Annotated in this window: 23 protein-coding genes; 14 read left to right on the forward strand and 9 right to left on the reverse strand. The window is 62.5% G+C overall.

The window, feature by feature from the left end:
- Positions 1 to 195 precede the first annotated feature (195 nt).
- The 3 genes from CKW30_RS11825 (at position 196) to CKW30_RS11835 (ending at position 3414) form a co-directional block, all read left to right on the forward strand.
- Positions 196 to 1269 (forward strand): BMP family ABC transporter substrate-binding protein, encoded by a 1074-nt coding sequence (locus tag CKW30_RS11825; RefSeq protein WP_095180882.1) that lies wholly within the window; start codon positions 196 to 198, stop codon positions 1267 to 1269.
- A 145-nt stretch (positions 1270 to 1414) separates the two neighbouring features.
- On the forward strand, positions 1415 to 2380 hold the full coding sequence (locus CKW30_RS11830; RefSeq protein ID WP_095180883.1) for a 2-oxoglutarate and iron-dependent oxygenase domain-containing protein: 966 nt from the start codon (positions 1415 to 1417) through the stop codon (positions 2378 to 2380).
- Positions 2381 to 2460: 80 nt separating this feature from the next.
- Complete coding sequence (locus tag CKW30_RS11835; RefSeq protein ID WP_024011466.1) at positions 2461 to 3414, forward strand: adenosine deaminase; 954 nt, start codon at positions 2461 to 2463, stop codon at positions 3412 to 3414.
- A gap of 121 nt (positions 3415 to 3535) precedes the next feature.
- On the opposite strand, the gene CKW30_RS11840 is transcribed toward CKW30_RS11835, so the two are convergent.
- From CKW30_RS11840 to CKW30_RS11850, 3 genes are all read right to left on the reverse strand, one after another.
- Positions 3536 to 4903 (reverse strand): MFS transporter, encoded by a 1368-nt coding sequence (locus tag CKW30_RS11840; RefSeq protein ID WP_056787772.1) that lies wholly within the window; start codon positions 4901 to 4903, stop codon positions 3536 to 3538.
- A 127-nt stretch (positions 4904 to 5030) separates the two neighbouring features.
- On the reverse strand, positions 5031 to 5765 hold the full coding sequence (locus CKW30_RS11845; protein ID WP_041479646.1) for a helix-turn-helix transcriptional regulator: 735 nt from the start codon (positions 5763 to 5765) through the stop codon (positions 5031 to 5033).
- 317 nt (positions 5766 to 6082) lie between these two features.
- The gene (locus CKW30_RS11850; protein ID WP_056787769.1) at positions 6083 to 7012 is read right to left on the reverse strand and encodes a LysR family transcriptional regulator; all 930 of its coding nucleotides are present in this window, start codon (positions 7010 to 7012) and stop codon (positions 6083 to 6085) included.
- A gap of 119 nt (positions 7013 to 7131) precedes the next feature.
- Here CKW30_RS11850 and CKW30_RS11855 point away from each other — a divergent pair, with 119 nt between their 5' ends.
- The 3 genes from CKW30_RS11855 (at position 7132) to CKW30_RS27325 (ending at position 8797) form a co-directional block, all read left to right on the forward strand.
- Complete coding sequence (locus tag CKW30_RS11855) at positions 7132 to 7425, forward strand: putative quinol monooxygenase (RefSeq protein ID WP_016771821.1); 294 nt, start codon at positions 7132 to 7134, stop codon at positions 7423 to 7425.
- A gap of 32 nt (positions 7426 to 7457) precedes the next feature.
- Complete coding sequence (locus tag CKW30_RS11860; protein WP_095180884.1) at positions 7458 to 8471, forward strand: zinc-binding alcohol dehydrogenase family protein; 1014 nt, start codon at positions 7458 to 7460, stop codon at positions 8469 to 8471.
- Between the two features lie 152 nt (positions 8472 to 8623).
- Positions 8624 to 8797 carry a hypothetical protein gene (locus CKW30_RS27325; RefSeq protein WP_016771823.1) on the forward strand — a complete coding sequence of 58 codons (174 nt, stop codon included), beginning with the start codon at positions 8624 to 8626 and terminating at the stop codon, positions 8795 to 8797.
- A gap of 17 nt (positions 8798 to 8814) precedes the next feature.
- On the opposite strand, the gene CKW30_RS11865 is transcribed toward CKW30_RS27325, so the two are convergent.
- Positions 8815 to 10011: a multidrug effflux MFS transporter gene (locus CKW30_RS11865; protein ID WP_016771824.1), complete on the reverse strand. Its 1197-nt coding sequence runs from the start codon at positions 10009 to 10011 to the stop codon at positions 8815 to 8817.
- An 87-nt stretch (positions 10012 to 10098) separates the two neighbouring features.
- Positions 10099 to 10296, reverse strand: coding sequence for a cation transporter (locus CKW30_RS11870; RefSeq protein ID WP_095180885.1), 198 nt, complete (start codon positions 10294 to 10296; stop codon positions 10099 to 10101).
- A gap of 148 nt (positions 10297 to 10444) precedes the next feature.
- Between CKW30_RS11870 and CKW30_RS11875 the strand changes: the two genes are divergently transcribed.
- From CKW30_RS11875 to cueR, 3 genes are all read left to right on the forward strand, one after another.
- The gene (locus CKW30_RS11875; protein ID WP_024011458.1) at positions 10445 to 10828 is read left to right on the forward strand and encodes a hypothetical protein; all 384 of its coding nucleotides are present in this window, start codon (positions 10445 to 10447) and stop codon (positions 10826 to 10828) included.
- A 175-nt stretch (positions 10829 to 11003) separates the two neighbouring features.
- Complete coding sequence (gene cueA / locus CKW30_RS11880) at positions 11004 to 13397, forward strand: copper resistance metal-translocating P1-type ATPase CueA (RefSeq protein ID WP_095180886.1); 2394 nt, start codon at positions 11004 to 11006, stop codon at positions 13395 to 13397.
- Positions 13394 to 13807, forward strand: a complete 414-nt coding sequence (gene cueR, locus CKW30_RS11885; RefSeq protein WP_016771827.1) for a Cu(I)-responsive transcriptional regulator — start codon at positions 13394 to 13396, stop codon at positions 13805 to 13807. The genes cueA and cueR overlap by 4 nt, the downstream gene beginning before the upstream one ends.
- Here cueR and CKW30_RS11890 read toward each other — a convergent pair.
- The 3 genes from CKW30_RS11890 to CKW30_RS11900 all read right to left on the reverse strand — a co-directional run bounded on the left by CKW30_RS11890 (position 13761) and on the right by CKW30_RS11900 (position 18001).
- The gene (locus tag CKW30_RS11890; protein WP_095180887.1) at positions 13761 to 14969 is read right to left on the reverse strand and encodes an MFS transporter; all 1209 of its coding nucleotides are present in this window, start codon (positions 14967 to 14969) and stop codon (positions 13761 to 13763) included. The two genes, cueR and CKW30_RS11890, sit on opposite strands and share 47 nt — an antisense overlap.
- A gap of 427 nt (positions 14970 to 15396) precedes the next feature.
- A complete protein-coding gene (locus CKW30_RS11895; RefSeq protein ID WP_016771829.1) occupies positions 15397 to 16293 on the reverse strand; it encodes a PA4780 family RIO1-like protein kinase in 897 nt (298 codons plus the stop codon).
- Between the two features lie 430 nt (positions 16294 to 16723).
- Positions 16724 to 18001, reverse strand: a complete 1278-nt coding sequence (locus CKW30_RS11900; RefSeq protein WP_095180888.1) for an acetyl-CoA C-acetyltransferase — start codon at positions 17999 to 18001, stop codon at positions 16724 to 16726.
- Positions 18002 to 18238: 237 nt separating this feature from the next.
- On the opposite strand from CKW30_RS11900, the gene CKW30_RS11905 reads away from it, so the two are divergent.
- The 5 genes from CKW30_RS11905 to CKW30_RS11925 all read left to right on the forward strand — a co-directional run bounded on the left by CKW30_RS11905 (position 18239) and on the right by CKW30_RS11925 (position 25002).
- Positions 18239 to 19591: a 3-oxoacyl-ACP reductase gene (locus CKW30_RS11905; RefSeq protein ID WP_095180889.1), complete on the forward strand. Its 1353-nt coding sequence runs from the start codon at positions 18239 to 18241 to the stop codon at positions 19589 to 19591.
- A gap of 2 nt (positions 19592 to 19593) precedes the next feature.
- Complete coding sequence (locus tag CKW30_RS11910) at positions 19594 to 20448, forward strand: MaoC/PaaZ C-terminal domain-containing protein (protein WP_095180890.1); 855 nt, start codon at positions 19594 to 19596, stop codon at positions 20446 to 20448.
- Between the two features lie 303 nt (positions 20449 to 20751).
- Positions 20752 to 22314 (forward strand): collagen-like triple helix repeat-containing protein, encoded by a 1563-nt coding sequence (locus CKW30_RS11915; protein WP_095180891.1) that lies wholly within the window; start codon positions 20752 to 20754, stop codon positions 22312 to 22314.
- A gap of 134 nt (positions 22315 to 22448) precedes the next feature.
- Positions 22449 to 24119, forward strand: a complete 1671-nt coding sequence (locus CKW30_RS11920; RefSeq protein WP_056787743.1) for a ShlB/FhaC/HecB family hemolysin secretion/activation protein — start codon at positions 22449 to 22451, stop codon at positions 24117 to 24119.
- Between the two features lie 520 nt (positions 24120 to 24639).
- The gene (locus CKW30_RS11925) at positions 24640 to 25002 is read left to right on the forward strand and encodes a DUF6124 family protein (RefSeq protein WP_016771835.1); all 363 of its coding nucleotides are present in this window, start codon (positions 24640 to 24642) and stop codon (positions 25000 to 25002) included.
- Here CKW30_RS11925 and CKW30_RS26860 read toward each other — a convergent pair.
- Positions 24968 to 25354, reverse strand: coding sequence for a hypothetical protein (locus CKW30_RS26860; protein WP_143497940.1), 387 nt, complete (start codon positions 25352 to 25354; stop codon positions 24968 to 24970). The genes CKW30_RS11925 and CKW30_RS26860 overlap by 35 nt on opposite strands.
- Positions 25355 to 25363: the final 9 nt, after the last annotated feature.

Below are 25363 nucleotides of genomic sequence, written 5' to 3' on the forward strand. Positions count from 1 at the left end.
GCTGGATTCAGGCATGCACTTTTATTGGCCTTGCCGGCCTCTTCGCGAGCAGGCTCGCTCCCACATTGAAATGCGTCCCTGTGGGAGCGAGCCTGCTCGCGAAGGCCGCGCCGCGTTTTCGAATGCGTTTGTTGTCCTTTTGGTCAGCAATTTGCATTGGCCCTGAGCACACACAACAAAATGGAGTTCGGGTTCATGCCAATACGTCCGCTGCACAAACTGCTGTACGCCGCCATCGGTCTGGGAATCAGCCTGAGCGCCAGCGCTGCCGATCCGCTGAAGGTCGGTTTCGTCTACATCGGCCCGATCGGTGACCACGGCTGGACGTATCAGCACGAACAGGGGCGCAAGGCCCTGGCGGAAAAACTCGGCACGCAGATCACCACCAACTACGTGGAAAACGTCGCCGAGGGCGCCGACGCCGAGCGGGTGATCCGCAACATGGCCAAGGACAAATATGACCTGATCTTCACCACGTCTTTCGGCTACATGAACCCGACAGTGAAAGTCGCCAAGCAATTTCCCAAGGTGACGTTCGAACACGCCACCGGTTACAAGCAGGAGAAGAACCTCGGCACCTACCTGGCGCGCACTTACGAGGGCCGTTACGTCGGCGGTTTCCTCGCGGCGAAGATGACCAAGACCAAGAAGATCGGCTACGTCGCCTCGTTCCCGATTCCGGAAGTGATCCGCGACATCAACGCCATCCAGCTGGCCCTGAACAAGTACAACCCTGGCACCGAAATCAAAGTGGTGTGGGTCAACTCCTGGTTCGATCCGGGCAAGGAAGCCGACGCCGCCAACGCGCTGATCGATCAGGGCGTCGACGTGGTGTTCCAGCACACCGACAGCCCGGCGCCGATCCAGGCTGCCGAACGGCGCGGCGTGTATGCCGTGGGCTACGCCTCGGACATGGCCCACTTCGGCCCGAAAGCGGTGCTGACCTCTATCGTCAACGACTGGGCGCCGCACTACATTCAGGCGACGCAGAGCGTGATCGATCACACCTGGAAATCCCAGGATTACTGGGGCGGGTTGAAGGAAGGCACGGTGGAACTGCCGATCAGCGACCTGGTGCCAGCGCCGGTGAAAGCCGAGGCCGAGCAGTTGATCGCCGACATAAAGAGCGGCGCATTGCAGCCGTTTACCGGGCCGATCAAGGATCAGGCCGGTGTGGAAAAAATCCCGGCGGGCGTGAGCGCCACCAACGCGGAACTGGCTTCGATGAATTATTACGTTGAGGGCATGAAGGCCGAGATGCCGAAGTAGTCCCCCGATTCACCACACAAAACCCTGTGGGAGCGAGCCTGCTCGCGAAAGCGGTGTGTCATTAAACAAAAATGTTGTCTGACACTCCCTCTTCGCGAGCAGGCTCGCTCCCACATTGGAAACACAGCGTATTCAAGGATTGTGTATGGATCAGCTTCCGATCATTGATATCAGCCCGCTCTATAGCGACGACGAAAACGCCTGGCCTGCGGTGGCCGAACAAATCGACCAAGCCTGCCGCGAGTGGGGCTTTTTCTACATCAAGGGCCATCCGATCTCGGCGCAACGCATCGACGCCCTGCTCGATCACGCCCAGCGCTTCTTCGCCTTGCCCGCCGCAGAAAAACTCAAGATCGACATCACCCAGACCCGCCACCATCGCGGCTACGGTGCGATTGCCACCGAGCAACTGGACCCGGACAAACCCAGCGATCTCAAAGAAACTTTCGACATGGGCCTGCATCTGCCGGACGAACATCCCGAGGTGCTCGCGGAAAAACCCTTGCGCGGCCCCAATCGGCACCCGGCGCAACCCGGCTGGGAAACGCTGATGGAGCAGCATTACCTCGACATGCAGGCGCTGGCGCAAACCCTGCTTCGAGCGATGACCGTTGCGCTGGGCATCGAGCGCGACTTCTTCGATACGCGTTTTGTCGAACCGGTCAGCGTGTTGCGCATGATCCATTATCCGCCGCGTCACACCGCCAGTTCCGCCGAGCAGCAAGGCGCCGGCGCCCATACCGATTACGGCTGCATCACCCTGCTCTATCAGGACAGCGCCGGCGGTTTGCAGGTGAAGAACGTCAAAGGTGAATGGATCGACGCGCCACCGATTGACGGCACGTTCGTGGTCAACCTCGGCGACATGATGGCGCGCTGGAGCAACGACCGTTATCGCTCGACGCCGCACCGGGTGATCAGCCCGCTGGGCGTGGATCGCTATTCGATGCCGTTCTTCGCCGAACCGCACCCGGACACGCGCATCGAATGCCTGCCCGGCTGCCAGGACGCGCAGCATCCGGCGAAATATCCGACCACCACCTGCGCGCAATTCCTGCTGTCGCGTTTCGCCGATACCTACGCCTATCGTCGCGAGCAAGAGGCGGTTTGATCGATCACCTGGTCAGGTTTTGCCAATTGTTGCGGCCAGCCTCTGTAGAATGCCGGCATTGCACCTGATGAGAAAAGACTATGTACGACTGGCTCAACGCCCTGCCCAAAGCCGAACTGCACCTGCATCTGGAAGGTTCGCTGGAGCCTGAACTGCTGTTCGCCCTGGCCGAACGCAACAAGATCGCCCTGCCGTGGAGCGACGTCGAAACCCTGCGCAAGGCCTACGCCTTCAACAATCTGCAGGAATTTCTCGACCTGTATTACCAGGGCGCCGATGTGCTGCGCACCTCGCAGGATTTCTACGACCTGACCTGGGCCTACCTGCTGCGCTGCAAAGCGCAGAACGTGATCCACACCGAACCGTTCTTCGATCCGCAGACCCACACCGACCGGGGCATCCCGTTCGAAGTGGTGCTCAACGGCATCGCCGCCGCACTCAAGGATGGCGAGACGCAACTGGGCATCAGCAGCGGTTTGATCCTCAGCTTCCTGCGCCACCTCAGCGAAGACGAAGCACAGAAAACCCTCGATCAGGCGCTGCCGTTCCGTGATGCGTTTGTCGCGGTCGGGCTCGACAGTTCCGAGATGGGCCACCCGCCGAGCAAATTCAAACGCGTCTTCGATCGCGCCCGCGACGAAGGCTTCCTCACCGTCGCCCACGCCGGTGAAGAAGGCCCGCCGGAGTACATCTGGGAAGCCATCGACCTGCTGAAAATCCAGCGCATCGACCATGGCGTGCGCGCCATCGAAGACGAGCGCCTGATGCAGCGGATCATCGACGAGCAGATCCCGCTGACTGTGTGCCCGCTGTCGAACACCAAGCTCTGCGTGTTCGATCACATGTCACAGCACAACATCCTCGACATGCTCGAGCGCGGCGTTAAGGTCACGGTCAACTCCGATGACCCGGCGTATTTCGGTGGGTACGTGACCGAGAACTTCCATGCGCTGCACGAGCATCTGGGCATGACCCAGGATCAGGCCAAGCGCCTGGCGCAGAACAGCCTGGATGCGCGGTTGGTAAAACCGTAAGCAACACCGCAAAACCAATGTGGGAGCGAGCCTGCTCGCGAAGAGGGAGAGTCAGTCAACATTTACGTTGAATGACACACCGCTTTCGCGAGCAGGCTCGCTCCCACATTCATATCGATGTTCACTCGGTAAGCTCTTCCAGGGTCTTGCCCCGCGTCTCCATCCCGAACAACCACACCACGCCCGCCGCGATCGCGAAGCACGCCGCGCCCAGCGCGAACACCCCGCCCTGCCCGGTAATCGGGAACACCAGCCCGGTCACCAATGGCCCGAGCAGAGAGCCGACGCGGCCGATGGCCGAGGCGAATCCCGAGCCGGTTGCCCGTGCGGACGTCGGGTACAGCTCCGGCGTGTAGGTGTAGAGCACCGCCCACATGCCGAACAGGAAAAACTGCATCAACAGCCCAGTGCCGATCAGCAGCGCCACGTTGCCGCCGAACACCGCACTCTGCCCATACAGAAACGCCATCACCCCGCCGCCCAGCAGGGTGACGATGCACACCGGTTTGCGCCCCCAACGCTCGACCAGCCACGCCGCCATGAGGAAGCCGGGAATCCCGCCGAGCGAGATCAGCACCGTGTAGTACACCGACTGCGTCACGGCGAAACCCGACTGCTGCAGCAATGCACTGAGCCAGGAAGTCAGCCCGTAGAAACCCAGCAATGCGAAGAACCACAGACTCCAGATCATCGTTGTACGCTGGCGATATTGCGGCGACCAGATCTGCTTGAGTGCCGAGAAGAAATTACCCGGTGGCGTCACCGTGCGTGGCAAACGAACCGGTTCCGGCAAGGCTGCACCGCAGAGCGAAGCACGCACTCGCGCTTCGATACCGTTCAACACCTTGTCCGCGTCGACGTCGCGCCCGGCCTGTTCCAGCCAGCGCGGCGACTCAGGGATGAAAAAGCGGATCGCCAGAACGAACACCGCCGGCACCGCCAGTACCAGGAAGATATCGCGCCAGCCAATCAGCGGCAGCAGGAAGTACGAGAGCACGCCCGCTGCGACAAACCCCAGCGGCCAGAAGCCGTCCATCAGGGCGATGTAGCGCCCGCGTCGTTGTGCCGGAATCAGCTCCGAGAGCATCGACTGTGCGATGGGAAACTCCATGCCCATGCCAATTCCGAGCAGGATGCGAAACAGCGTCAGCGTCTCCACCGTCTGCGCCGTCGAACACAGGTAACTGGCCACGCCCCACAACACGATGCTCCACTGAAACACCGGTTTGCGCCCGAAGCGGTCGGCGAGCATCCCTGACAACGACGCCCCGAGCACCATGCCGAAAAAGCTTGAGCTGGCCAGCAACCCTGCCTGTGCACTGCTCAGGCCGAACTCGGCTTTGATCGAGCCGAGCAGGAAAGTCATCATCGCCAGATCCATGGAATCGAAGAAAAACGCCAAGGCGATGATGATGAAAATGACGCGGTGATAGCCGCTGAGCGGCAGCCGTTCCAGGCGTTCAGCCGCACTAAAGCGTTGTGTATTCATGTTGTGCTCCCCCATCCGGAAAATCCCCGGATCGAGTGTGCGCGATGGTCATACAGAGGTCGTACTGGATGCGACCTGTTCACAGCCGTGGACGACGTCAGCCTTCAGCTCATCGCCGAGCAACGCTCTAGAACGCTGTTTCCAGCTCTGTTTCCTTGGCAAAGCGATGGATTTCGCGCTGGCCGGTGGCGGTCAACTGCAAGGCGCGGGAATCGTTGGGCAAGGTCAGCCAGCCGGACTGCATGAACAACTGCAACAGGGCCGCGCCCAGTGAGCCGCCCATGTGCGGACGGCGCTCGCTCCAGTCCGGGCAGGCGCAGGCGACCTGCACGTTGCGGTGGGCCAGGGCCTGGATGAACACTCCGCGCTGCGCCAGTCGGGTGGAGCCCTTGTGCGTCACCACCACCCGCTGCTCAAGCTGTTCGATCCAGCCGGCGTCGAGCAGGCGCTGATACAGGTCGGCCGCCAGGGTGCCGCCCAGATGATCGTCGCAGAACCGCGCGCGCAACAGCGAAGACGGCGCCGCCTGCGGCCTGACCATGGGAGTCGTGCGTTTCAGCGCATCAGGGATTTGCCGTGGCGCGCTGGCAATGGTGGCGCTGGCCAGTGCTTCGATCGCCGCGCCGATTTCCGGTGCCGCCAGGCGAAAGAAGCGTTTTCGCCCACGCATTTCAATGTTCAACAGCCCCCCTGCGGACAGGCGTCCCAGATGCGCACTGGCCGACGACGGCGAGAGCCCGGCCAGCAGCGCCAGCTCTTCGGCTTGCCGCGCCGAGCCATCCATCAACGCCCACATCATCGCGCTGCGCTTGGGGTCGGCCAGCAATGTCGCGATCTGGCTGATGCACGGTGCATGTTCCATATGTTCACTCCCTGTTGAATCGTATCGTCTACCGCTCGGAGACATCCTGGCCGGTTATGGGGCATCGGCCAACACGCGAAAATCGCCCGGGATCGGTGGCAAGGGATGCCACCGACACCAGCTGCTCCGGCACACAACCTGGCAGCAGAAGTAGCAACCGTCACCAAAAGCCGGCAACGCGTTACGGGGTCTGCGCGCCGGGTGTCAGTGCAGGCATGAGGCGGGCGCTAGTATAAGCGGGTTAAGCCAGACGTCCTGCGCCTGGGCCTGGGCAGGTGGCGATTGTTCCTGACAGAAATTTCTCTAATTGCCTGCGACTAATGATCAACTTTGAGGAAACCGGGAAATTGGCTACTCAATTCGGCGCATCGGCTGGCGAGCATCTCTCTCAGAAGGTTCACCGGCTTACTCAACTGTGCGCGATGGGCGCACAACAGATTCAGCGGTGCGCGCTCACAGAGCAGTTCCGGCATCAGCACTTTGAGGCGTCCGGCGAGCACATCGGCGCCGACGTCGAGCCAGGATTTGTAGGCAATACCGGCACCGGCCAACGCCCACAGCCGCACGACGTCGGCGTCATCGCTGAAGCGATCGCCGCTGACGGTCAGGCCGACTTCGCGCTTGCCATCGTGAAAACTCCAGTGGTCATGAACGCGGCTGCCGAGCATGTAGAGCAGGCAATTGTGCTGGGCCAATTGCTCGAGATGGCGCGGCTCGCCCTGCCGGGCCAGGTAATCGGGGGATGCGCACAAAACCCGGCGATTGTGTGGGGCGATGGGCAAGGCGATCAGGCTGGAATCCTCCGGCTCGCCGTAGCGCAGGGCGATGTCCACCGGTTGCCGGAACAGGTCGGCGATGCGGTCGCCAAGCAGCAGGCGCACCGTCAGCTTCGGGTGTTCACGCTGGAACGCGTCGAGCCACGGCAGCAGCAGATTGCGACCGAAGTCCGAGGGCGCCGAAAGCTGCAAAATCCCGCTGACCTGATCCTGACCGCTGGCGAGCAGGCGACGCCCTTCGTCGAGATTGCTCAGGGCGGCGCGGGCATACTCAAGGAAGCCTTCGCCCTCGGCGGTGAGGCGCAGGCTGCGGGTCGAACGCGCCAGCAGCCGCGCACCGAGTTGCTGCTCGATGCGCTTCAACGCCGCGCTGGCCACCGCCGCGGACATGTCCATCACCCGTGCCGCCGCCGACAGGCTGCCCAGATCCGCCGCGCGAACAAACAACTGCAAGTCATCAAAACGCAACATGCGCAGCCTCGATTATCAAAAGAATATTGAAAGAGACTGCTCTTTTAGCCGGTTTTATCGCGCAGAGAAATAGCCAATGATGACCTCCATCGAATTCACCCCGATTCTGGAGTCCGCGCATGTCCCAGCCCTTTACCGCTATCGCCACCCTGACCGCCAAATCCGGCCAGCAGGACGTTCTCGAACAGGCCCTGCGTGCCCTCGTCGAACCGAGCCGCGCCGAGCCCGGTTGTGGCCAGTACGACCTGCACCGCGACCTTGCCGATCCGCAGGTTTTTTATGTCATCGAACAGTGGGCCAGTGACGAGATTCTTGAGGCGCACAACGCCAGCGCGCATTTTCAGAAGTTTCAGGCCAGCGCCGGCCACACCATCGAACACTTCCAGCTCAAACGCCTCGGCAAGATTGCCTGAATCCTTCTTCTATCAACTGTACGGAGCCATTTATGAAAGCCATTGCCTATTACGCTTCCCTGCCGATCAGCGACGCCAAGTCCCTGCAGGACATTGAACTGCCAGAGCCGGTCGCCGGCCCGCGCGACCTCTTGGTGGAGGTCAAAGCCATTTCGGTCAACCCGGTCGATACCAAAGTGCGGCAGAACATGGCGCCGGAAAACGGCGCGGCGAAAGTGCTGGGCTGGGACGTTGCCGGTGTGGTCAAGGCGGTCGGCAGCGAAGTCACCCTGTTCAAGGCGGGCGACAAGGTGTTCTACGCCGGTTCGATCGCCCGGGCCGGTGGCAACAGCGAGTTGCACGTGGTCGATGAGCGCATCGTCGGCCACATGCCCAAGTCCCTCGGTTTTGCCGAAGCCGCCGCGCTGCCGCTGACCGCGATCACTGCGTGGGAATTGCTCTTCGAGCGCCTGCAAATCAGCGAAGGCAGCAATGATGAGGGTCAGAGCCTGCTGATCGTTGGCGCGGCGGGCGGAGTGGGCTCGATCCTTACCCAATTGGCCAAGCAGTTGACCGGCCTGAAAGTGATCGGCACCGCTTCCCGCCCACAGACCCGTGACTGGGTCAGCGAACTCGGTGCCGATCTGGTCATCGATCACAGCCAGCCACTGAGCGAAGAATTGAAGCGCGCCGGCATCGACAGCGTGACCCACGTCGCCAGCCTGACCCAGACCGATCAGCATCTGCCGCAACTGGTCGAAGCCCTCGCGCCGCAAGGCAAGCTGGCGCTGATCGACGATCCGAAGTCCCTCGACATCAGCCTGCTCAAGCGCAAGAGCCTGTCGCTGCACTGGGAGTTCATGTACACCCGCTCGCTGTTCGAAACGCCGGACATGATCGAACAGCACAAGCTGCTCAACCGCGTCGCCGAACTGATCGACGCCGGCACTTTGAAGACAACTTTGGGCGAGCACTTCGGTGTGATCAACGCAGCCAACCTGCGACGCGCCCATGAGCTGCTGGAAAGCGGCAAGGCCAAGGGGAAAATTGTTTTAGAAGGTTTCTAAAAAAATAAAGCCTCGCAACCGCTCGTGATGCCAGAGCGGTTGCGGGGCTTTTTGCCGTCAGTCGGTTGCTTGACCCTTGTCACAATTACGCGGGTATCGAGGTCTACAATCGAAGCCTCTGCGATACATCTTTTACGCAAGGGAGGTCAGCAATGAAGATCCTGATAAAAGAAGTGGCAAAGTCTCAATGGCAGGTGCGCCTGGACCAGCACGTCGTAACCTTTCGCAGTGAAGCCGAGGCTCTGGCCTTCACTCGCACCCTCGAAGCGCGACTCTGCGCGCCCCACCGAATCCCCGAACCCAGCCAGCAGCGCGCCGCCGGCTGAGCTTTCCAGGCAGAGCGTCAAACCTGGGCTTGCGCCAACGCCCGGGCATTCTGCAAGCGCCGGGTGAGCAGCGCGACGCTCACCACCAGCAAACCGCACAGGCTGATGACCATCGCCATCGGCACGGCGCTGCCATCGTGCAACACCCCCACCAACGCGGCGGCACCGGCGGCGATGCTGAATTGCAGGCAACCGAGCATTGCCGATGCACTGCCGGCACGGGCGCCCTGACCGTTCATTGCGCAAGCTGAGGCGTTGGGAATGATGCAGCCGAGGCTGGCAATGCAGATGAACAGCGGAATCAGCAACGGCCACAACGCCTCTGGACGCATCGCGCCGACCGCCAGCAGCGTCAGCCCGGCGAGGAAATACACCCACACCGCGCGCACCAGCAAGAACGCCGGGCCACGCTTGGCCAGCAGACGCGCATTGACCTGCGCCACCAGAATGAACCCCGCCGCGTTGGTGCCGAACAGCCAGCCAAAATGCTCGGCGGGTACACCGTAGAGCTTGATGAACACAAACGGTGAGCCAGCGATGTAGGCGAACATGCCGGCGATCGCGATGCCGCCGGTCAGGGCGTGGCCGAGGTAGACCGAGTCCTTGACCAGTCGCGCGTACTGGCGCAACGCACCGGACAACGGCTGGCGCGGCACGTGGGCCGGCATGCTTTCCGGCAGCCCCAACGCCACCGCCAGACCCGCCGCCGCACTGAACCCGGTGAGGACCAGAAAGATCGACTGCCAACCCGTGGTGTTGACCAGCAGCCCACCGAGCATCGGCGCCAGAATCGGTGCCAGGCCCATCACCAGCATCAACTGGGAAAACACCTTCGCCGAGCCCACCGCGTCGCACTTGTCGGCGACCACCGCACGGGAAATCACCATGCCCGCACAACCACCGAGTGCCTGGACGAAACGCGCGCCGATCAGCCATTCCAGGCTCGGCGCGTAGGCGCAGGCCAATGACGCCAGGGTAAACAGGGCGACACCGCTGAGCAGCGGAAGTCGCCGGCCGAAACGATCGGAAATCGGCCCGTACGCCAGTTGGCCCAGAGACAGACCAAGGAAGTACGCCGCCAGCGTCAGCTGGACATGCTGCTCATCGGTGCCGAAGGCCAGCGCCATGGCCGGGAAGGCAGGTAAATAGAAGTCGATCGCCAAAGGACCGAAGGCGCTCAAGGCGCCGAGTATCAAAATCGTGCGGAAATTCATCAGGCATCCAGGTGGGCAAGTCGCAGCCCGACAGTCTAGCCGCGCCCGGACGCCTTGAACATTCCGATAGCTCGCTAACGATCAATTTCAGACGAGCTTCACCTCATAACCCTCTTCGCGAATCGCTGCGATGACCTGATCGACACTCAGCGCGCTCTCGACGCCGACTTCCCTGGCCGCCAGATCGACGCGCACGCTGGCTGCCGGATCCAGCGCCTGCACCGCAGTGGTGATGGCTTTGACGCAATGACCGCAGGACATGCCTTGAACGTTGAACACTTGCATGGGAAGACTCCTTTGAGTGAGGTTGCCGGCAGTCTCGAGCTTGCCACGATGGCAAGGTCAAGTTCTGCGAAAAACTGCCGGGCTGGCATTCGGCGCCGCGCTCGGCCAAGCTGCATGCATCAATGACTGGAATTCAGGAGATTCAGCCATGCGCTGGTCAGCTTTGGGCCTGTTTGGCTTGCTCAGCCTTTTCGCCGCCGTCCCGCAGGTGCAAGCCGCCGGCGAGGATTACGCGGTACTGATCATTTCCCGCGAGCGCCTCGAAGTGGCGACCTCGTGCGAAATCGGCGTGTACATCCAGGACCAGCTCTCGGCGCGCCTGTTCCAGGAGCAGAGCACGTCGTTCAACCTGCCGCCGGGCAAGGTTTCGCTGCGCTTGAAACTGCTGCCGGGACAGGCGCCGGGTTGCAACCCCGGCATGCTCGCACCGGGTTCGCAGGAAGTCGTGCTGCACGCCGGGGATGTGCTGAAGTTCCGCCTGGCGATGAATGCCGAAGGCGTGTACCTGAAACCTGCAGGCCTGGGTTATTGAGCAACCGCCTCGACCTGTGGGAGCGAGCCTGCTCGCGAAAGCGCCGGGTCAGCCAACATGATTGCTGAATGATGCACCGCATTCGCGAGCAGGCTCGCTCCCACAAGAATGGTGCTTGACCTTGCCCGCATGGCAAGGTTGATCCTGTAGTCATCCACTACAGGGAGCGCGACCGATGTCCGAATCCACCACTTTCGATCTGCCGATTGCCGGCATGACCTGTGCCAGCTGCGCCGGGCGTGTCGAGCGAGCCCTGCGCAAGGTCAGCGGCGCCAGAGCCGTCAGCGTCAACCTCGCCACCGAACAGGCGCGGGTACAGGCGCCCGGCGACAGCCTGCCGGCGCTGATGCAAGCCGTGGAGCGCGCCGGTTACAGCGTGCCCCGGCAAACCGTCGAATTGAGCATCGACGGCATGACCTGCGCCTCCTGCGTCGGTCGCGTCGAACGCGCCCTGAGCAAAGTCCCAAGCGTGAGCAGCGTCAGCGTCAATCTGGCCAATGAACGTGCGCACCTCGAATTGCTCGGCCAGGTCGATACGCAAACCCTGCTCGACGCGGTGAGCAAGGCCGGTTACTCGGCCAGCGTCTGGCAAGCTGAACGGCCACAGTCCGATGACCAGCAAAAACGCCTGCATCGCGAGCGCTGGGCATTGATCTGCGCGATCGCCCTCGCTCTGCCACTGGTGTTGCCAATGTTGCTGCAGCCGTTCGGCATTCACTGGATGCTCCCGGCCTGGGCGCAATTCGCCCTCGCCACCCCCGTGCAATTCATCTTCGGCGCACGCTTTTATGTTGCGGCGTGGAAAGCCGTGCGCGCCGGCGCCGGCAACATGGACCTGCTCGTCGCCCTCGGCACCAGCGCCGGTTATGGCCTGAGCGTCTATGAATGGGCCAGCGCCGCCGGACGCATGCCGCATCTGTATTTCGAAGCCTCGGCCGTGGTCATTGCCCTGGTATTGCTCGGCAAATATCTCGAGAGCCGCGCCAAACGCCAGACCGCCAGCGCCATCCGCGCCCTCGAAGCGTTGCGGCCGGAGCGCGCGATTCAAGTCATCGACGGGCGTGAGCAAGACGTCGCGATCAGCGCCCTGCGCCTCGACGATCTGGTACTGGTCAAACCCGGCGAACGCTTCCCGGTGGATGGCGAAGTCGTTGAAGGCCAGAGCCACGCCGACGAAGCGCTGATCAGTGGCGAAAGCCTGCCAGTGCCGAAACAGCCGGGCGACAAGGTCACCGGCGGCGCGATCAATGGCGAAGGTCGTTTGCTGGTGCGCACCCAGGCGCTCGGCGCGGAAACCGTGCTGGCGCGGATCATTCGTCTGGTCGAAGACGCGCAAGCGGCGAAAGCGCCGATCCAGAAATTGGTGGACAAGGTCAGCCAGATCTTCGTGCCGACCGTGTTGCTGATCGCCCTGGCTACGCTGGTCGGCTGGTGGCTGTACGGCGCACCGCTGGAAACCGCGGTGATCAATGCCGTCGCCGTGCTGGTGATTGCCTGCCCGTGCGCCCTCGGCCTCGCCACCCCGACGGCGATCATGGCCGGCACCGGCGTCGCCGCACGCCACGGCATTCTGATCAAGGACGCCGAAGCACTGGAGCGCGCCCATGAAGTCAGCAGTGTGGTGTTCGACAAGACCGGCACGCTGACCTCGGGTACGCCGCGTATCGCGCACTTCAGCGCGGTCGATGGTGACGAAAACAATCTGCTGACACTGGCCGGTGCCTTGCAGCGCGGCAGCGAGCATCCGTTGGCCAAAGCCGTGCTGGATGCAGCCGCCGAACGCGGCTTGAACGTGCCCGACGTCAGCGACAGCCAGTCGCTGACCGGGCGCGGCATCGCTGGCACGCTGGATGGCCGGCGCCTGGCGCTGGGCAACCGGCGGATGCTCGACGAAAGCGCCTTGAATGCCGGTGAATTGAGCACATCCGCCGAAGCGTGGGAACGCGAAGGTCGGACACTGTCGTGGCTGATCGAACAAAGTCCTGAGCCGAAGGTACTGGGTCTGTTCGCCTTCGGTGACACGCTGAAACCCGGCGCACTGCAAGCGGTGCAACAACTCGCCGCGCGGGATATCCAGAGCCACCTGCTGACCGGCGACAATCGCGGCAGCGCACGGGTGGTGGCCGAGGCCTTGGGCATCCGCAATGTTCACGCCGAAGTGCTGCCTGCCGACAAAGCCGCGACGGTGGCCGAGCTGAAGAAAACCGGCGTGGTTGCCATGGTCGGCGATGGTATCAACGATGCCCCGGCCCTCGCCGCCGCAGACATCGGCATCGCCATGGGCGGCGGCACCGACGTTGCCATGCACGCGGCCGGCATCACGTTGATGCGCGGCGATCCGCGACTGGTGCCGGCAGCGCTGGAGATCAGTCGCAAGACCTATGCGAAGATTCGCCAGAACCTGTTCTGGGCCTTTGTCTACAACCTGATCGGCATTCCGCTGGCGGTGTTCGGCTTCCTCAATCCGGTGCTGGCTGGCGCGGCGATGGCGCTGTCGAGCGTCAGCGTGGTGAGCAATGCGCTACTGTTGAAAACCTGGAAACCCAAGGACCTGGAGGAACACCGATGAACATCGGCCAAGCGGCCCGACAAAGTGGCCTGAGTGCAAAAATGATCCGTTATTACGAATCGATCGGCCTGCTCAAAGCGGCCAATCGCACCGACAGCGGTTACCGCGTGTACGGCAGCGATGACCTGCACACGCTGGCGTTCATCAAGCGCTCGCGGGATCTGGGCTTTTCCCTGGAAGAGGTCGGCAAGCTGCTGACCCTCTGGCAGGATCGCCAGCGTGCCAGCGCCGATGTGAAAGCACTGGCGCGCCAGCACATCGACGAGCTGAACCAGAAGATCCGCGAGCTCGGCGAGTTGCGTGACACCCTGCAGGATCTGGTCGAGCATTGCAGCGGCGACCATCGCCCGGACTGCCCGATTCTCAAGGAACTGGCGTCGGGCTGCTGCGCGCAACCCGCCCGCGCCTGATCAGCGACAGCGTCACCACGCACAACGTACCGAGGGGAATGCCGTGGAACAGCATGACCACGGCCCCCGGCGTCCACCACGCATAGAACGGCGCAGCGACCAGCATGCCGATGCCGAAACCGCTCATCTGCAGCAAGGTCAGCACGCTGAAAATCGGCAGGCGCAACGCCGCAGGTTCCCGTTGCAAACGTGACATCAGGCTGACTTCGGAGACCCCGTCGCCAAGCCCGGCCGGCAAGGCGAACAGCAGCAGACCGTAGAGGCCGTGCTGCTGGAACATCAGAATGAAACCGCATGACATCAGCGCCACGCCGAAGAAAAATCTTCTTTCGAGGTGGCTGTTCTCCGAGCCCTTGAGGTGACTGGCGATGCGTGCGCCGAGCAGTTTGCCGCTGGCCCATACCGCAAGCGCCAGGCCCAAGGTCGTACTCGCCGCCTCCGGCGTGAGCAGTTTGGAAATGATCGGGAAGCCGACGTTATGCGCGGCACTGCCCAAGGTGTCGGCCATGGTCACCGCGAGCATGGCCGCGACCACAGGCGCCGAACGCAGGCCCTGCCGCAGCGCAAACCATTCACCGCGCTCCGGCTGTTCGCTGACATCGGTTTTTTCGAAACGCAGCGGCACGATCAGCAGCGCCGCAAGCAAATAGGTCAGCGCGTTGAGGGCGAAGACCGTTTCAAAACCGAAAGCAGCCACCAGCAACCCCGACACCAGACTGCCGCCGACCATGGCGGCTGAAGAGGCTGAGGTGATCCAGGCATTGGCCTTGAGCAGCTGCGCCGGCGCGATCAAACGCGGCAACTGGCTGTTGAGGCCGATGGCGAACATCGAATTGCCCAGGCCGAGGCCGAAGGCAATCAACGGTAACAGCCACGCCTGCTGACTCGCCGGAGTGATCAACAGCAGCCCCAGCAGCGCCGCACGCAACAGATCAAAAGCAATCAGCGGCGCGCGGCCCTGCCAGCGCCGGTAGAAGCGCGTGCCGATCAGGCTGGCGAAAATTCCGCCACCGACGCGGCTGGCAAGGAAAACGCCGACGCTCATGGCGCTGTTGCTTAACAGATAAACGTAGGTGGCCAGCGCGACCATGTTGAGGAAGGCGCCGAAATCGGAGATCAGCCGGGCGGTTACGATCAGGTGGGTGTTGCGTGGGGTGGTCACATTCAGTCCTTGAGTGTGGTTGGAGCGCTGGACAGTAGACGCGAATAAGCCAGGATCCGAAAGCCCCCTCACCCTAGCCCTCTCCCAAAGGGAGAGGGGACCGATTGGGGGATATTTGGGAGATACACCGACCTGAACGTTTTTCTTTGAATCCATAATCGACTCGGTTTTTTCAGGTCGATGTATGGCTAAAGACACCTCGGTCGGCCCCCTCTCCCTCCGGGAGAGGGACCGATTGGGGGATATTTGGGAAATACACCGACCTGAACGTTTTCCGTTGAATCCATGATCGACTCGGTTTTTTCAGGTCGATGTATGGCTAAAGACACCTCGGTCGGCCCCCTCTCCCTCCGGGAGAGGGCTGGGGTGAGGGTGCTTTTTGACTCAAACAAAAAACCCGGCCGAAGCCGGGTTTTTCATCACGCGATCACTGCATCCACGGCGGTGGAGGCGGTTCTTCGGGTTTGCCTTTCGGCGCGTCGTCCGCCGCGCGAATGGCCTGCTTGCGTTCCTCGTCGAGGCGCGCCGCTTCGATTTCGCGCAGCACCCCGCCGACATCCGCCAGGTCCTCCGGATCGTCGAACTCGCCGGTCAGCACACTGTTCGGGTGCAAGGTGCCGGCTTCGTACAACGCCCACATTTCCTTGGCGTACTTGGTCTTCTTCAATTCCGGCGCGAAACGGCCGAAGTACGAAGCCATGTTGCCAACGTCACGCTCGAGCATGCTGAACGCGTGGTTGTTGCCCGCTGCGTCGACTGCCTGGGGCAGGTCAATAATCACCGGACCGGTCGGGGTCAGCAGCACGTTGAACTCGGAGAGGTCACCGTGCACCAGACCGGTACACAACATCAGCACGATCTGCGAAATCAGGAAGGCGTGATACTCGCGCGCCTGATCCGGCTCCAGCACCACATCGTTCAGACGCGGCGCGGCGTCGCCGAATTCGTCGGCCACCAGCTCCATCAACAGCACGCCGTCGAGGAAGTCATAGGGTTTGGGCACTCGCACACCGGCGCCGGCCAAACGGAACAGCGCCGCCACTTCGGCGTTCTGCCAGGCGTCTTCGGTCTCTTTGCGACCGAACTTGGACCCCTTCGCCATGGCCCGCGCCTGACGACTGTTACGAACCTTGCGGCCTTCCTGATACTCGGCCGCCTGGCGGAAACTGCGTTTATTCGCCTCCTTGTAGACCTTGGCGCAACGTAACTGATTGCCGCAGCGCACTACATAAACAGCTGCCTCTTTGCCACTCATCAGTGGACGCAGCACTTCGTCGACCAGACCGTCCTCGATCAGGGGTTCAATGCGTTTTGGAGTCTTCATCAGCTTTTATTGTGGGTCCTTTATTACCAAACACGCGAATGTCACTCGTTATACGGCAATCCTCGCCCGACGGGGAGGGGTTGCCGACCTGTGAACCTTGAGGATGCACACACTGTGCCGGATCAATCGCAGCGACCCGGGCAAATCATAGCCGAGACCGTGGCATTGATTGGTATCGGTCGGCAAGGGCATTTGCGACAGAATCTGACATGGTCGGTGAACTTCAGTTGCCCTCACCCCAGCCCTCTCCCAGAGGGAGAGGGGGCCGACCGAGGTGTCTCCCGTAATACATCGACCTGAGAGACCGCAGCGCTTATGGTTTGAATCGCATCTCTGGATTCGGTGAAGGGCGCTCAGGTCGGCGTCGATTTCAAGCATCCCCCGATCAGTCCCCTCTCCCTTTGGGAGAGGGTTAGGGTGAGGGGCTTTTTCAGCGTTCAATGATCGCGGTGACACCCTGCCCGCCCGCCGCACAGATCGAAATCAACCCTCGCCCCTTACCCGCCGCATCCAGCAGCTTGGCCAGATTCGCGACAATGCGCCCGCCCGTCGCGGCAAACGGATGCCCCGCCGCCAGCGAACTGCCCTTCACATTGAGCCGACCGCGATCAATCGAACCCAGCGGTGCCTCGAGACCCAGGCGGGTTTGGCAATATTCGGGATCTTCCCAGGCCTTGAGCGTGCACAAGACCTGCGCGGCGAAGGCTTCGTGAATTTCGTAGTAATCAAAATCCTGCAAGGTCAGGCCGTTGCGCGCCAGCAAGCGTGGCACGGCGTACACCGGCGCCATCAGCAGGCCCTCGGCACCGTTGACGAAATCCACCGCCGCCGCTTCACCGTCGCGCAAGTAGGCAAGAATCGGCAGACCGCGCTCTTTGGCCCATTCTTCACTGCCGAGCAACACCACCGAAGCGCCATCGGTGAGCGGCGTGGAATTGCCCGCCGTCAGCGTGCCCTTGGCGCTTTTCTCGAAGGCCGGTTTCAGCGCGGCGAGTTTTTCCAGGGTCAGGTCCGGGCGCAGATTGTTGTCGCGGGTCAGGCCGAGGAATGGCGTCATCAGATCGTTGTGCCAGCCTTCGCTGTAGGAAGCGGCGAGTTTGTGGTGGCTTTCGAGGGCCAGTTGATCTTGTTCTTCGCGGGGGATATTCCAGGTCTGCGCCATCAGTTCGCAGTGCTCGCCCATCGACAGGCCAGTGCGTGGCTCGCCGTTGCGCGGGAATTCGGGGATCAGGTGCTGGGGGCGCAACCGCAAAAGGGTTTTCAGTTTGTCGCCGGTACTCTTGGCGCGGTTGGCCTGCAGAAGAATCCTGCGCAGGCCTTCGCTGACGCTGATCGGCGCGTCGGAGGTGGTGTCGACGCCGCCGGCAATGCCGCAGTCGATCTGGCCGAGGGCGATCTTGTTCGCCACCAGCAACGCCGCCTCCAGACCGGTGCCGCAGGCTTGCTGGATGTCATAGGCCGGTGTCGTCGGAGACAAGCGCGAGCCGAGCACGCATTCGCGGGTCAGGTTCATATCCCGTGACAATTTAAGCACCGCGCCTGCCACCACCTCGCCGATGCGCTGGCCGTGCAGGTTGTAGCGCTCGATCAGGCCTTCCAGCGCGGCGGTGAGCATCGCCTGATTGCTGGCCGTGGCGTACGGCCCGTTGGAGCGGGCGAAAGGGATGCGGTTACCGCCGATGATCGCGACGCGGCGCAGCTGGGTCATGGATAACTCCTGTGGAATTTGCGGATTCACATGGAAACCTGTGGGAGCTGGCTTGCCAGCGATGGGGGCGGCACTCCCAACCCTTCAGCGGCTGACACTCCGCCATCGCGGGCAAGCCCGCTCCCACAGGGTCAGTGGTCTACTCTGCTAAATCAGCGTAGGCCTTATTGCGCCGATCGAACGATTGATTGCCGTAGACAGTCCACACTTTGAACCCCAACTTCTGGAGAGCGTTCCATGTCTGACCGCTATATCGACTTCGCCAACTCATCCTTCGGCCATCGTCTGGTCGGGGCCTTGGGCCTGCCGTCGCCGGTGCGGCTGGAACGCTGGCAGGCGGGGCGTCTGCGGCCGATCGAGGGCGCCCTGTTGATCGGTGGCGGGCCGCTGGCCGAACGGATCAGCGTGTTTGCCAACCGCTTGACCGATGCAATCTACAGCTACGGCACCGAGCCCTCGCTGGCCACCGCGTGGATCCCCGGCCACGGGCCGAAACTCAAAGCGGTGGTGTTCGACGCCAGCGGTCTGCAACACACCGACCAGCTCAAGCAGTTGCGCGAGTTCTTCCAGCCATTGATGAAGAACCTCGACCATAGCGCGCACCTGGTGATTCTCGGCCGCGCGCCGGAAACCTTGGGTGATCCGTTCGCCTCCAGCGCGCAGCGAGCACTTGAAGGCTTCTCGCGCTCGCTGGCCAAAGAGCTGCGCGGCGGTGGCACCTTGCAGTTGATCTACGTCGGCGAAGGTGCCGAGGATCAATTGGAAGGCCCGCTGCGATTTTTCCTCTCGCCGAAAAGTGCATTCGTTTCCGGCCAGGTGATTCGCCTGACCGCGTGCGCCACGCCAGTGACCGACTGGACCCGTCCGCTGGCCGGGCGCAAGGCGCTGGTCACCGGTGCTGCGCGCGGCATCGGCGCGTCGATTGCCGAAACCCTCGCGCGCGATGGCGCCGAGGTTATCCTCCTCGATGTGCCGCCGGCCAAGACCGACCTCGAAGCCCTCGCCGCCCGCCTCGGCGGCCGTGCGATCACACTCGATATCTGCGCCGATGACGCCGCCGCGCACTTGATCGAACAGCTGCCCGACGGTCTCGACATCCTCGTGCACAACGCCGGCATCACCCGCGACAAAACCCTGGCCAACATGACCCCGGAATTCTGGGACGCGGTGCTGGCCGTCAACCTCAATGCCCCGCAAGTGCTGACCAAGGCGCTGCTCGACAGCGGCACCCTGCGCGACAACGCACGGGTGGTCCTGCTTGCCTCGATCAGCGGCATCGCCGGCAATCGCGGGCAAACCAACTACGCGGCGAGCAAGGCTGGCCTGATCGGTCTGGCCCAGGCCTGGGCGCCGACGCTGCTGGAACGCGGCATCAGCATCAACGCCGTCGCCCCCGGGTTCATCGAAACGCAAATGACTGCGCACATCCCATTCGGCCTGCGCGAAGCCGGGCGGCGCATGAGTTCGCTGGGCCAGGGTGGCTTGCCGCAGGACGTCGCCGAAGCCGTGGCGTGGCTGGCGCAACCGGGCACGGGCGCGTTCACCGGGCAAGCGTTGCGGGTCTGTGGGCAAAGTGTTCTGGGGGCTTGAGCATGAGCATCGAATGGCACACGCTGGATCGCGAACCGAGTCTGCCGGGGCTTTATTCGCGCGCAGCGACGCGACGCAAAATCACCGGTACGCAACTGCCCGACAGCGGCCTGCGCTGCTGGGTCGATATCGACAGCAAACGGCTGACGGCTTATCGCAAGGTCTGCGGTTTCGTCGATGACGGCCTGCTGCCGCCGACCTATCCACACATCCTCGCCTTCGCCTTGCAGATGCAATTGCTCACGGCCAGGGATTTTCCCTTCCCGCTGCTGGGGCTGATTCACCTGAGCAACCGCATCCGCGTGTTGCGGCCAATGGGCGCGATCAGTCGCGCGCAAGTCAGCGTGCGCGTGCACAACCTGCAACCACATGCCAAGGGCGCGACGTTCGATCTGTTGACCACCCTCGACGATCAGCTCGGGCCGCTGTGGGAAGCCGAAAGCCGGATGCTCTGTCGCGGGGTGAAACTCGAGGGCGAGGCGCTGGCACAGGACTGGCAGCCGTCGCAGGATTTGCTTGAGGTGACGCGTTGGACTGCGCCGGCCGATATCGGTCGCCAGTATGCGAAAGTCTCCGGCGACTACAACCCGATTCACCTAAGTGCAGCGAGCGCCAAACTGTTCGGGTTCCCCACCGCGATCGCCCATGGACTGTGGAACAAGGCACGCACACTGGCGGCACTCTCCGATCACCTACCCAAAGCCAACCTGGAAATCGCCGTGCACTTTCGCAAACCGGTGCGCCTGCCCAGTGAAGTGACATTGCTGGCCAGTGCCGCGGGATCCAGCGGTGAGTTGCGTCTGATCGGCGCCGGCGCCCTGGAACATATGGTCGGTCAGTGGCAACCGATCGCCTGATCTGGCGGGGCGGAAAAACCCGTTAATTGTGTATATATCACTTAAGTTTTTCCGCGCCCTGCCCGCTGCTTTGCAAAAAACCGAGCCTTGAATTTCAAGGCTTTTTTTTGCCCGTTTATTACCTGGGTATTAGTCCTTCGGCATAGCGCCGAGCCCTCTATATAAAGGGGTTAATACCAACTTGAGAATGGTGAAAAACCTGCCCTCGACTGAGATTACAGCCACGGACGAGGCATCGCCGACGACAGATCGGCGAGCCATCGAAGGCAACGTAACGTTGTGACAGGTGCAGGAATCTCAATCATGAAAACTCAAGTGATGTGGTCCAAATCGGCAATCGCGCTGGCACTGATTCTTTCGGTCGGCCTCGTCGGCTGCAGCAGCGGCGGTGGCGGTCATCGCAGCAGTTCGGGCAGCTCGACGGCGGACGGCACGGCGGGTACCGATGGCAGCGGTGGCGCGGGCGGCGGAACCGGCGGCGATACTGCCGGCACTGGTGGCACAGGTGGCGGAACCGGTGGTACTGGCGGCACTGGCGGCGGCACCGATCCGACCAATCCAACCAATCCGACAGACCCGACCGATCCCACCAACCCGACCAATCCCGCTGCACCTTCGCTGGTGACCACAACACTTGTTCAGGATGTCGGCAAAACCGTCAGCGGTGTCGGCGATGGCGTCGGCCAGATCGGCGATTCGCTGAGCACTGTTCCGGTCGCTGGCGGCATCGTGCAAAGCCTGGCCAACACCACCGGCAACGTGGTCAGCACCTTGGGCGATGGCGTCACTGATGGCATCGGCAAACTGGCCACTGACCCCAATGGCCTGACCACCACCGTCGCCTCGGTTGGCGGCGTGGTTTCCGATGTTGGCGACGGCGTGTCGGACCTCAGCGTCAAACTCAACACAGCGACCCGCAGCGTTCCTGTCGTTGGCGGTGTAGTCACCCGCGTGGCGCCGCTGGTCGATGGCATCGGCGAAAAAGTCACCATGCTTGGCGACACCCTCAACACCTCACTGACCAGCGGCCCGACCCGCCAGTTGACCGACAAGGTCGGCAGCGGCCTGGTACCGGTGATCGCCATGGTCGAAAGCACCACCGACAAACTCGGCGATGCCACCGGTCTGGGTGATCCGCTCAAAGGGGTGATCTCCAAGGTGGGCGGCACGGTGAACAGCCTTGGCGGCAAAGTCACCGACGCAGGCAGCGGCAATGCCCTGACCAACACCCTCGGCGGCGCCCTGAGCAACACCGGCACGGCGGTCGGCAAAGCGGGTGGTCTGGTGTCCAATGGCACTGGCTCGGGCAGTGGCGGCATCGGTGGCGGGCTGGGCGGCACCGGTCTGCTGCAAACTGTCGGTGGTGCGGTGGTCAACGTCGGCAGCGGTCTGAATGCCGGCAGCACCAGCGGCGTGGTCAGTGCCGGCGGCGTCACCGCCGGCGGGCTGGGCAACACGATTGCTTCGATCAACACCGTACTCGGTGGTTCGGGCACACCGATTACTGCATCCACCTCGCCGCTGGCCAGCGTCGGCGCCGCAGTCGGAGCCGGCCTCAATCCGGTCACCAGCGCGGTGACCACTGTCACTCAACAGGTCGGCGCCGCTACCGGTCTCGGCACTCCGGTGGCGGGTATCACAAGTCAGGTCGGCGCTGCGGTGGGCAATCTCGGCGGGGCGATCGCCGCAACCAACAACCCGGTCACCACAGCGGTCGGCGGTCTGGTTACCAACGTCGGCGGCACCGTGGCAGCGGTCGGTGGTCTGGTCAACAGCGGCACTGCCACTGGCGGCGGCACGGCAACCGGTGGCCTGGGCGGGGTACTCGGCGGCCTGACCGGCGCGCTGGGCGGCAACAGACGCTAAATTGCACCTGGCCGATTCGACGGCCTTACCTACAGCGCCTACGCTTGGTTGAGGGCGGAAGATTCCCACGAGTCTTCCGCCTTTTTTCTAAGGAAAAATCTGCCCTGTGCTGTGTTCTGACCATGGAGTGTCCTATGCGCGTACTGGCATCCCTGCTGTGCCTGAGCCTCAGTTCCGCTGCCCTCGCCGACACCTTGCCCAGCTTTCTCAACAGCAACGAAACCATCCGCAACCTGCCCGTTCCCAACCTGCCCGCCGACGCCTATCGCCCGAGCGCGGCGCCGCTGCAAGTGCCGGACCCGGGTGCGACCGCCGCGCAGCCACTGCTGATGGAAACCAAGGTCAACCTGAAGACCGTGCAGATCGAAGGCGGCACGATCTACCCGCTCAACGAACTCGCGGAAATCTACAAGCCCCTGATCGGCCGTCAGGCCAGCCTTGCCGAACTGATCGAAGCCACGCGCAACATCACCCGTCGCTATCAGCAGGACGGCTATCTGTTGTCCTACGCGTTCCTGCCGCAACAGAACTTCGATGACGGCGTGGCCCGCGTGGTGCTGGTCGAGGGCTATGTGCGCGATATCCAGATGCAGGGCGACATCGGTCGGGTCAAAGGCCTGCTCGATAAACTCGCCGCGAAAATCCAGGCCGAACGCCCGCTGACGCGCAAGACCTTCGAGCGCTACACCACGCTGATGAGCCGCATTCCCGGCGTGACGATTCAAGCGCAAGTGCCACCGCCGGGCACCACCGATGGCGCGACCACCCTGGTTGCCCAGGCCAGTCGCAAACCGTTCACCAGCACCCTGAGCACCACCGAAGACAACCGTAACGGCCCGCAAGCGTTGCTCGGTGTCAGCAGCAATTCGCAGACGTCGATGGGCGAACAGTTGAGCCTCAGCGGCCTGTTCCCACCGGGCGACGACAAAGAGCATTACTACCGTCTCGACTACAGCCAGTTCCTCGATACCGAAGGCACGCAACTCAACGTCTCGGCCTCGCGTTACCGCGCCGACCCGGACACCGAAGTGCTGGTCGGCGGTGGCGGACGCCTGAGTACCCACCGCGAGAACGATCGCTACTCGATCGGCTTCAGCACGCCCTTGATCGCCTCCGCCAACGAGCTGCTGACGGCCGGCTCACGTCTGTATGCGGTCGACGACAAGACGCGCTATGACGGCATCAACTTTCCCTTCAGCACCGAACTGCGCACCGATGTCCGCGCCCTGGCTTTCGAAGGCGACTGGCGCAAGGCCGACGCCCGCCAACTGCGCATCCTCAGTGCCGGCGTCTACCAGGGCTTCGACAGCCTCGGCGCACACACCAACTACGACGACATCGACCTGGATTTTTTCCGCGTGCGCTTGTCCGGCGTGCAGAGCGACAAGTTCCTCGACAACTGGCAAGGCGTGCTCTCGGCGGCGCTGTACTGGAGCGACGACACCTTGCCCGACAGCGAACGCGCCGTGTTCGGCGGGCAGAACTTCGGCCGTGGCTACCCCGACGACCAGGCCTCGGGCGACAAGGGTTGGGGCGTGGCCTACGAGGTCAACTACAGCTTCAACCGCGACGGCAACTGGGTGCGCATCCTGCAACCCTACGTAGTTGTCGACCGCTCGCGCAGCTGGTTCAACCAACTGCCGGTGCAGGCCAACAACCTGTCATCGACCGCCGTCGGGCTGCGCTTTGGTGATGCCAAGTATTACAACGTGGCGCTGGAAGTGGCGAAGGCGATGTCGGATGAAGCACTGGATACGTTCAATCGCAAGCCTCGGTACAGCATCAGTTTCAGTTATCAGTTGTGATGGTCGAGCGGTGTGTCAGTCAGGATTTTTTTGACTGACGCACCGCCTTCGCGAGCAGGCTCGCTCCCACAGATTCGGCGGTGTTCATGGTTGCTGAGTACAACCGCCGTCCCTGTGTGAACGAGCCTGCTCGCGAAAGGGTTCGGCTATTCAACCGATTTATCGCAGCGCTTAAACCAGCCGTTTAAACACACGCCCCGTTACCTCGCAACAGCCCACAAATCCTTGCGCCGTTGCCTACGGCTACGCCAGAATCCGCCGGCTTGTGCGCCTGGGGCGCGGGTTCTATCGTTTGCCTGCCACTGCTCATCAGTGGTCGGGTTTAGTCGCCCGCTTGTCCACGACGCACAGGTTCCTGTCAGCCAGGTATTGCATACCTGCACTTGATGGTGGCTGTGCGCAGGGCGCCTTCGGGCGCGCCGATTTCGTGGCTCATCGGTCGACTAACCTGCGTGCAGCTGCCTCCCTTTCGTTTAGTCGCGAACCGGTTGCGGCCCTACTCCACAAGGAGACTGAGCCCGTGAAAAAGATAACGCCCGATCCACCCCTTGCCGATCCAACCTTCGCCGACCCGCTCGTCGAAGCGCAAAAACTCAAGGAAGCCGCCGACCGCGCCATCGATTACTACCTCAACCCCCGCCTCATCAAAGACCCCGCCGCACCGCGCAAACCCAGCACCCTGTTCATCGTCGACCCGGCTGCGGACAACGAAACCCTGCTGGTGCATGCCTGCGAATCACTGGCCTCGGCGAGCATCATGGCCAGCGACCTCGCCGGATTTATCGATGGACCGCAGCGCAACTCCCTGTTGGGAATACAGCAGGTGATCATGCTGGGCGAACTGGCGGTCAACCGCGTACTGGACAGGCTTGTGCCGGAGTGACAAGAGCAAGAGGTTGATTGCGCAGGTGGTGACTCAGGCAGAGCGTTGTTGACTGACTGGCCGCCTTCGCTGGCAAGCCAGCTCCCACAGGATTGATGTACATCAGGAAGAAATTGGTCGGCTGGCAGGCCGCCTTCGCGAGCAGGCTCGCTCCCACAGTTTGAATCGAGTACATCAGCGAGAAACAGGTCGGCAGGCAGACCGCCTTCGCTGGCAAGCCAGCTCCCACAGGATTGATGTAAATCAGGAAGAAATGGGTCGGCTCCCAGGCCGCCTTCGCGAGCAGGCTCGCTCCCACAAAAGCAAAAGCAAAAGCAAAGCAGCGCAGCTGCCCGCGGCGAAGCCGCCCCACTCAACAATG

This window comes from Pseudomonas sp. Irchel 3F6, assembly GCF_900187595.1.
Classification (GTDB): domain Bacteria; phylum Pseudomonadota; class Gammaproteobacteria; order Pseudomonadales; family Pseudomonadaceae; genus Aquipseudomonas; species Aquipseudomonas siliginis.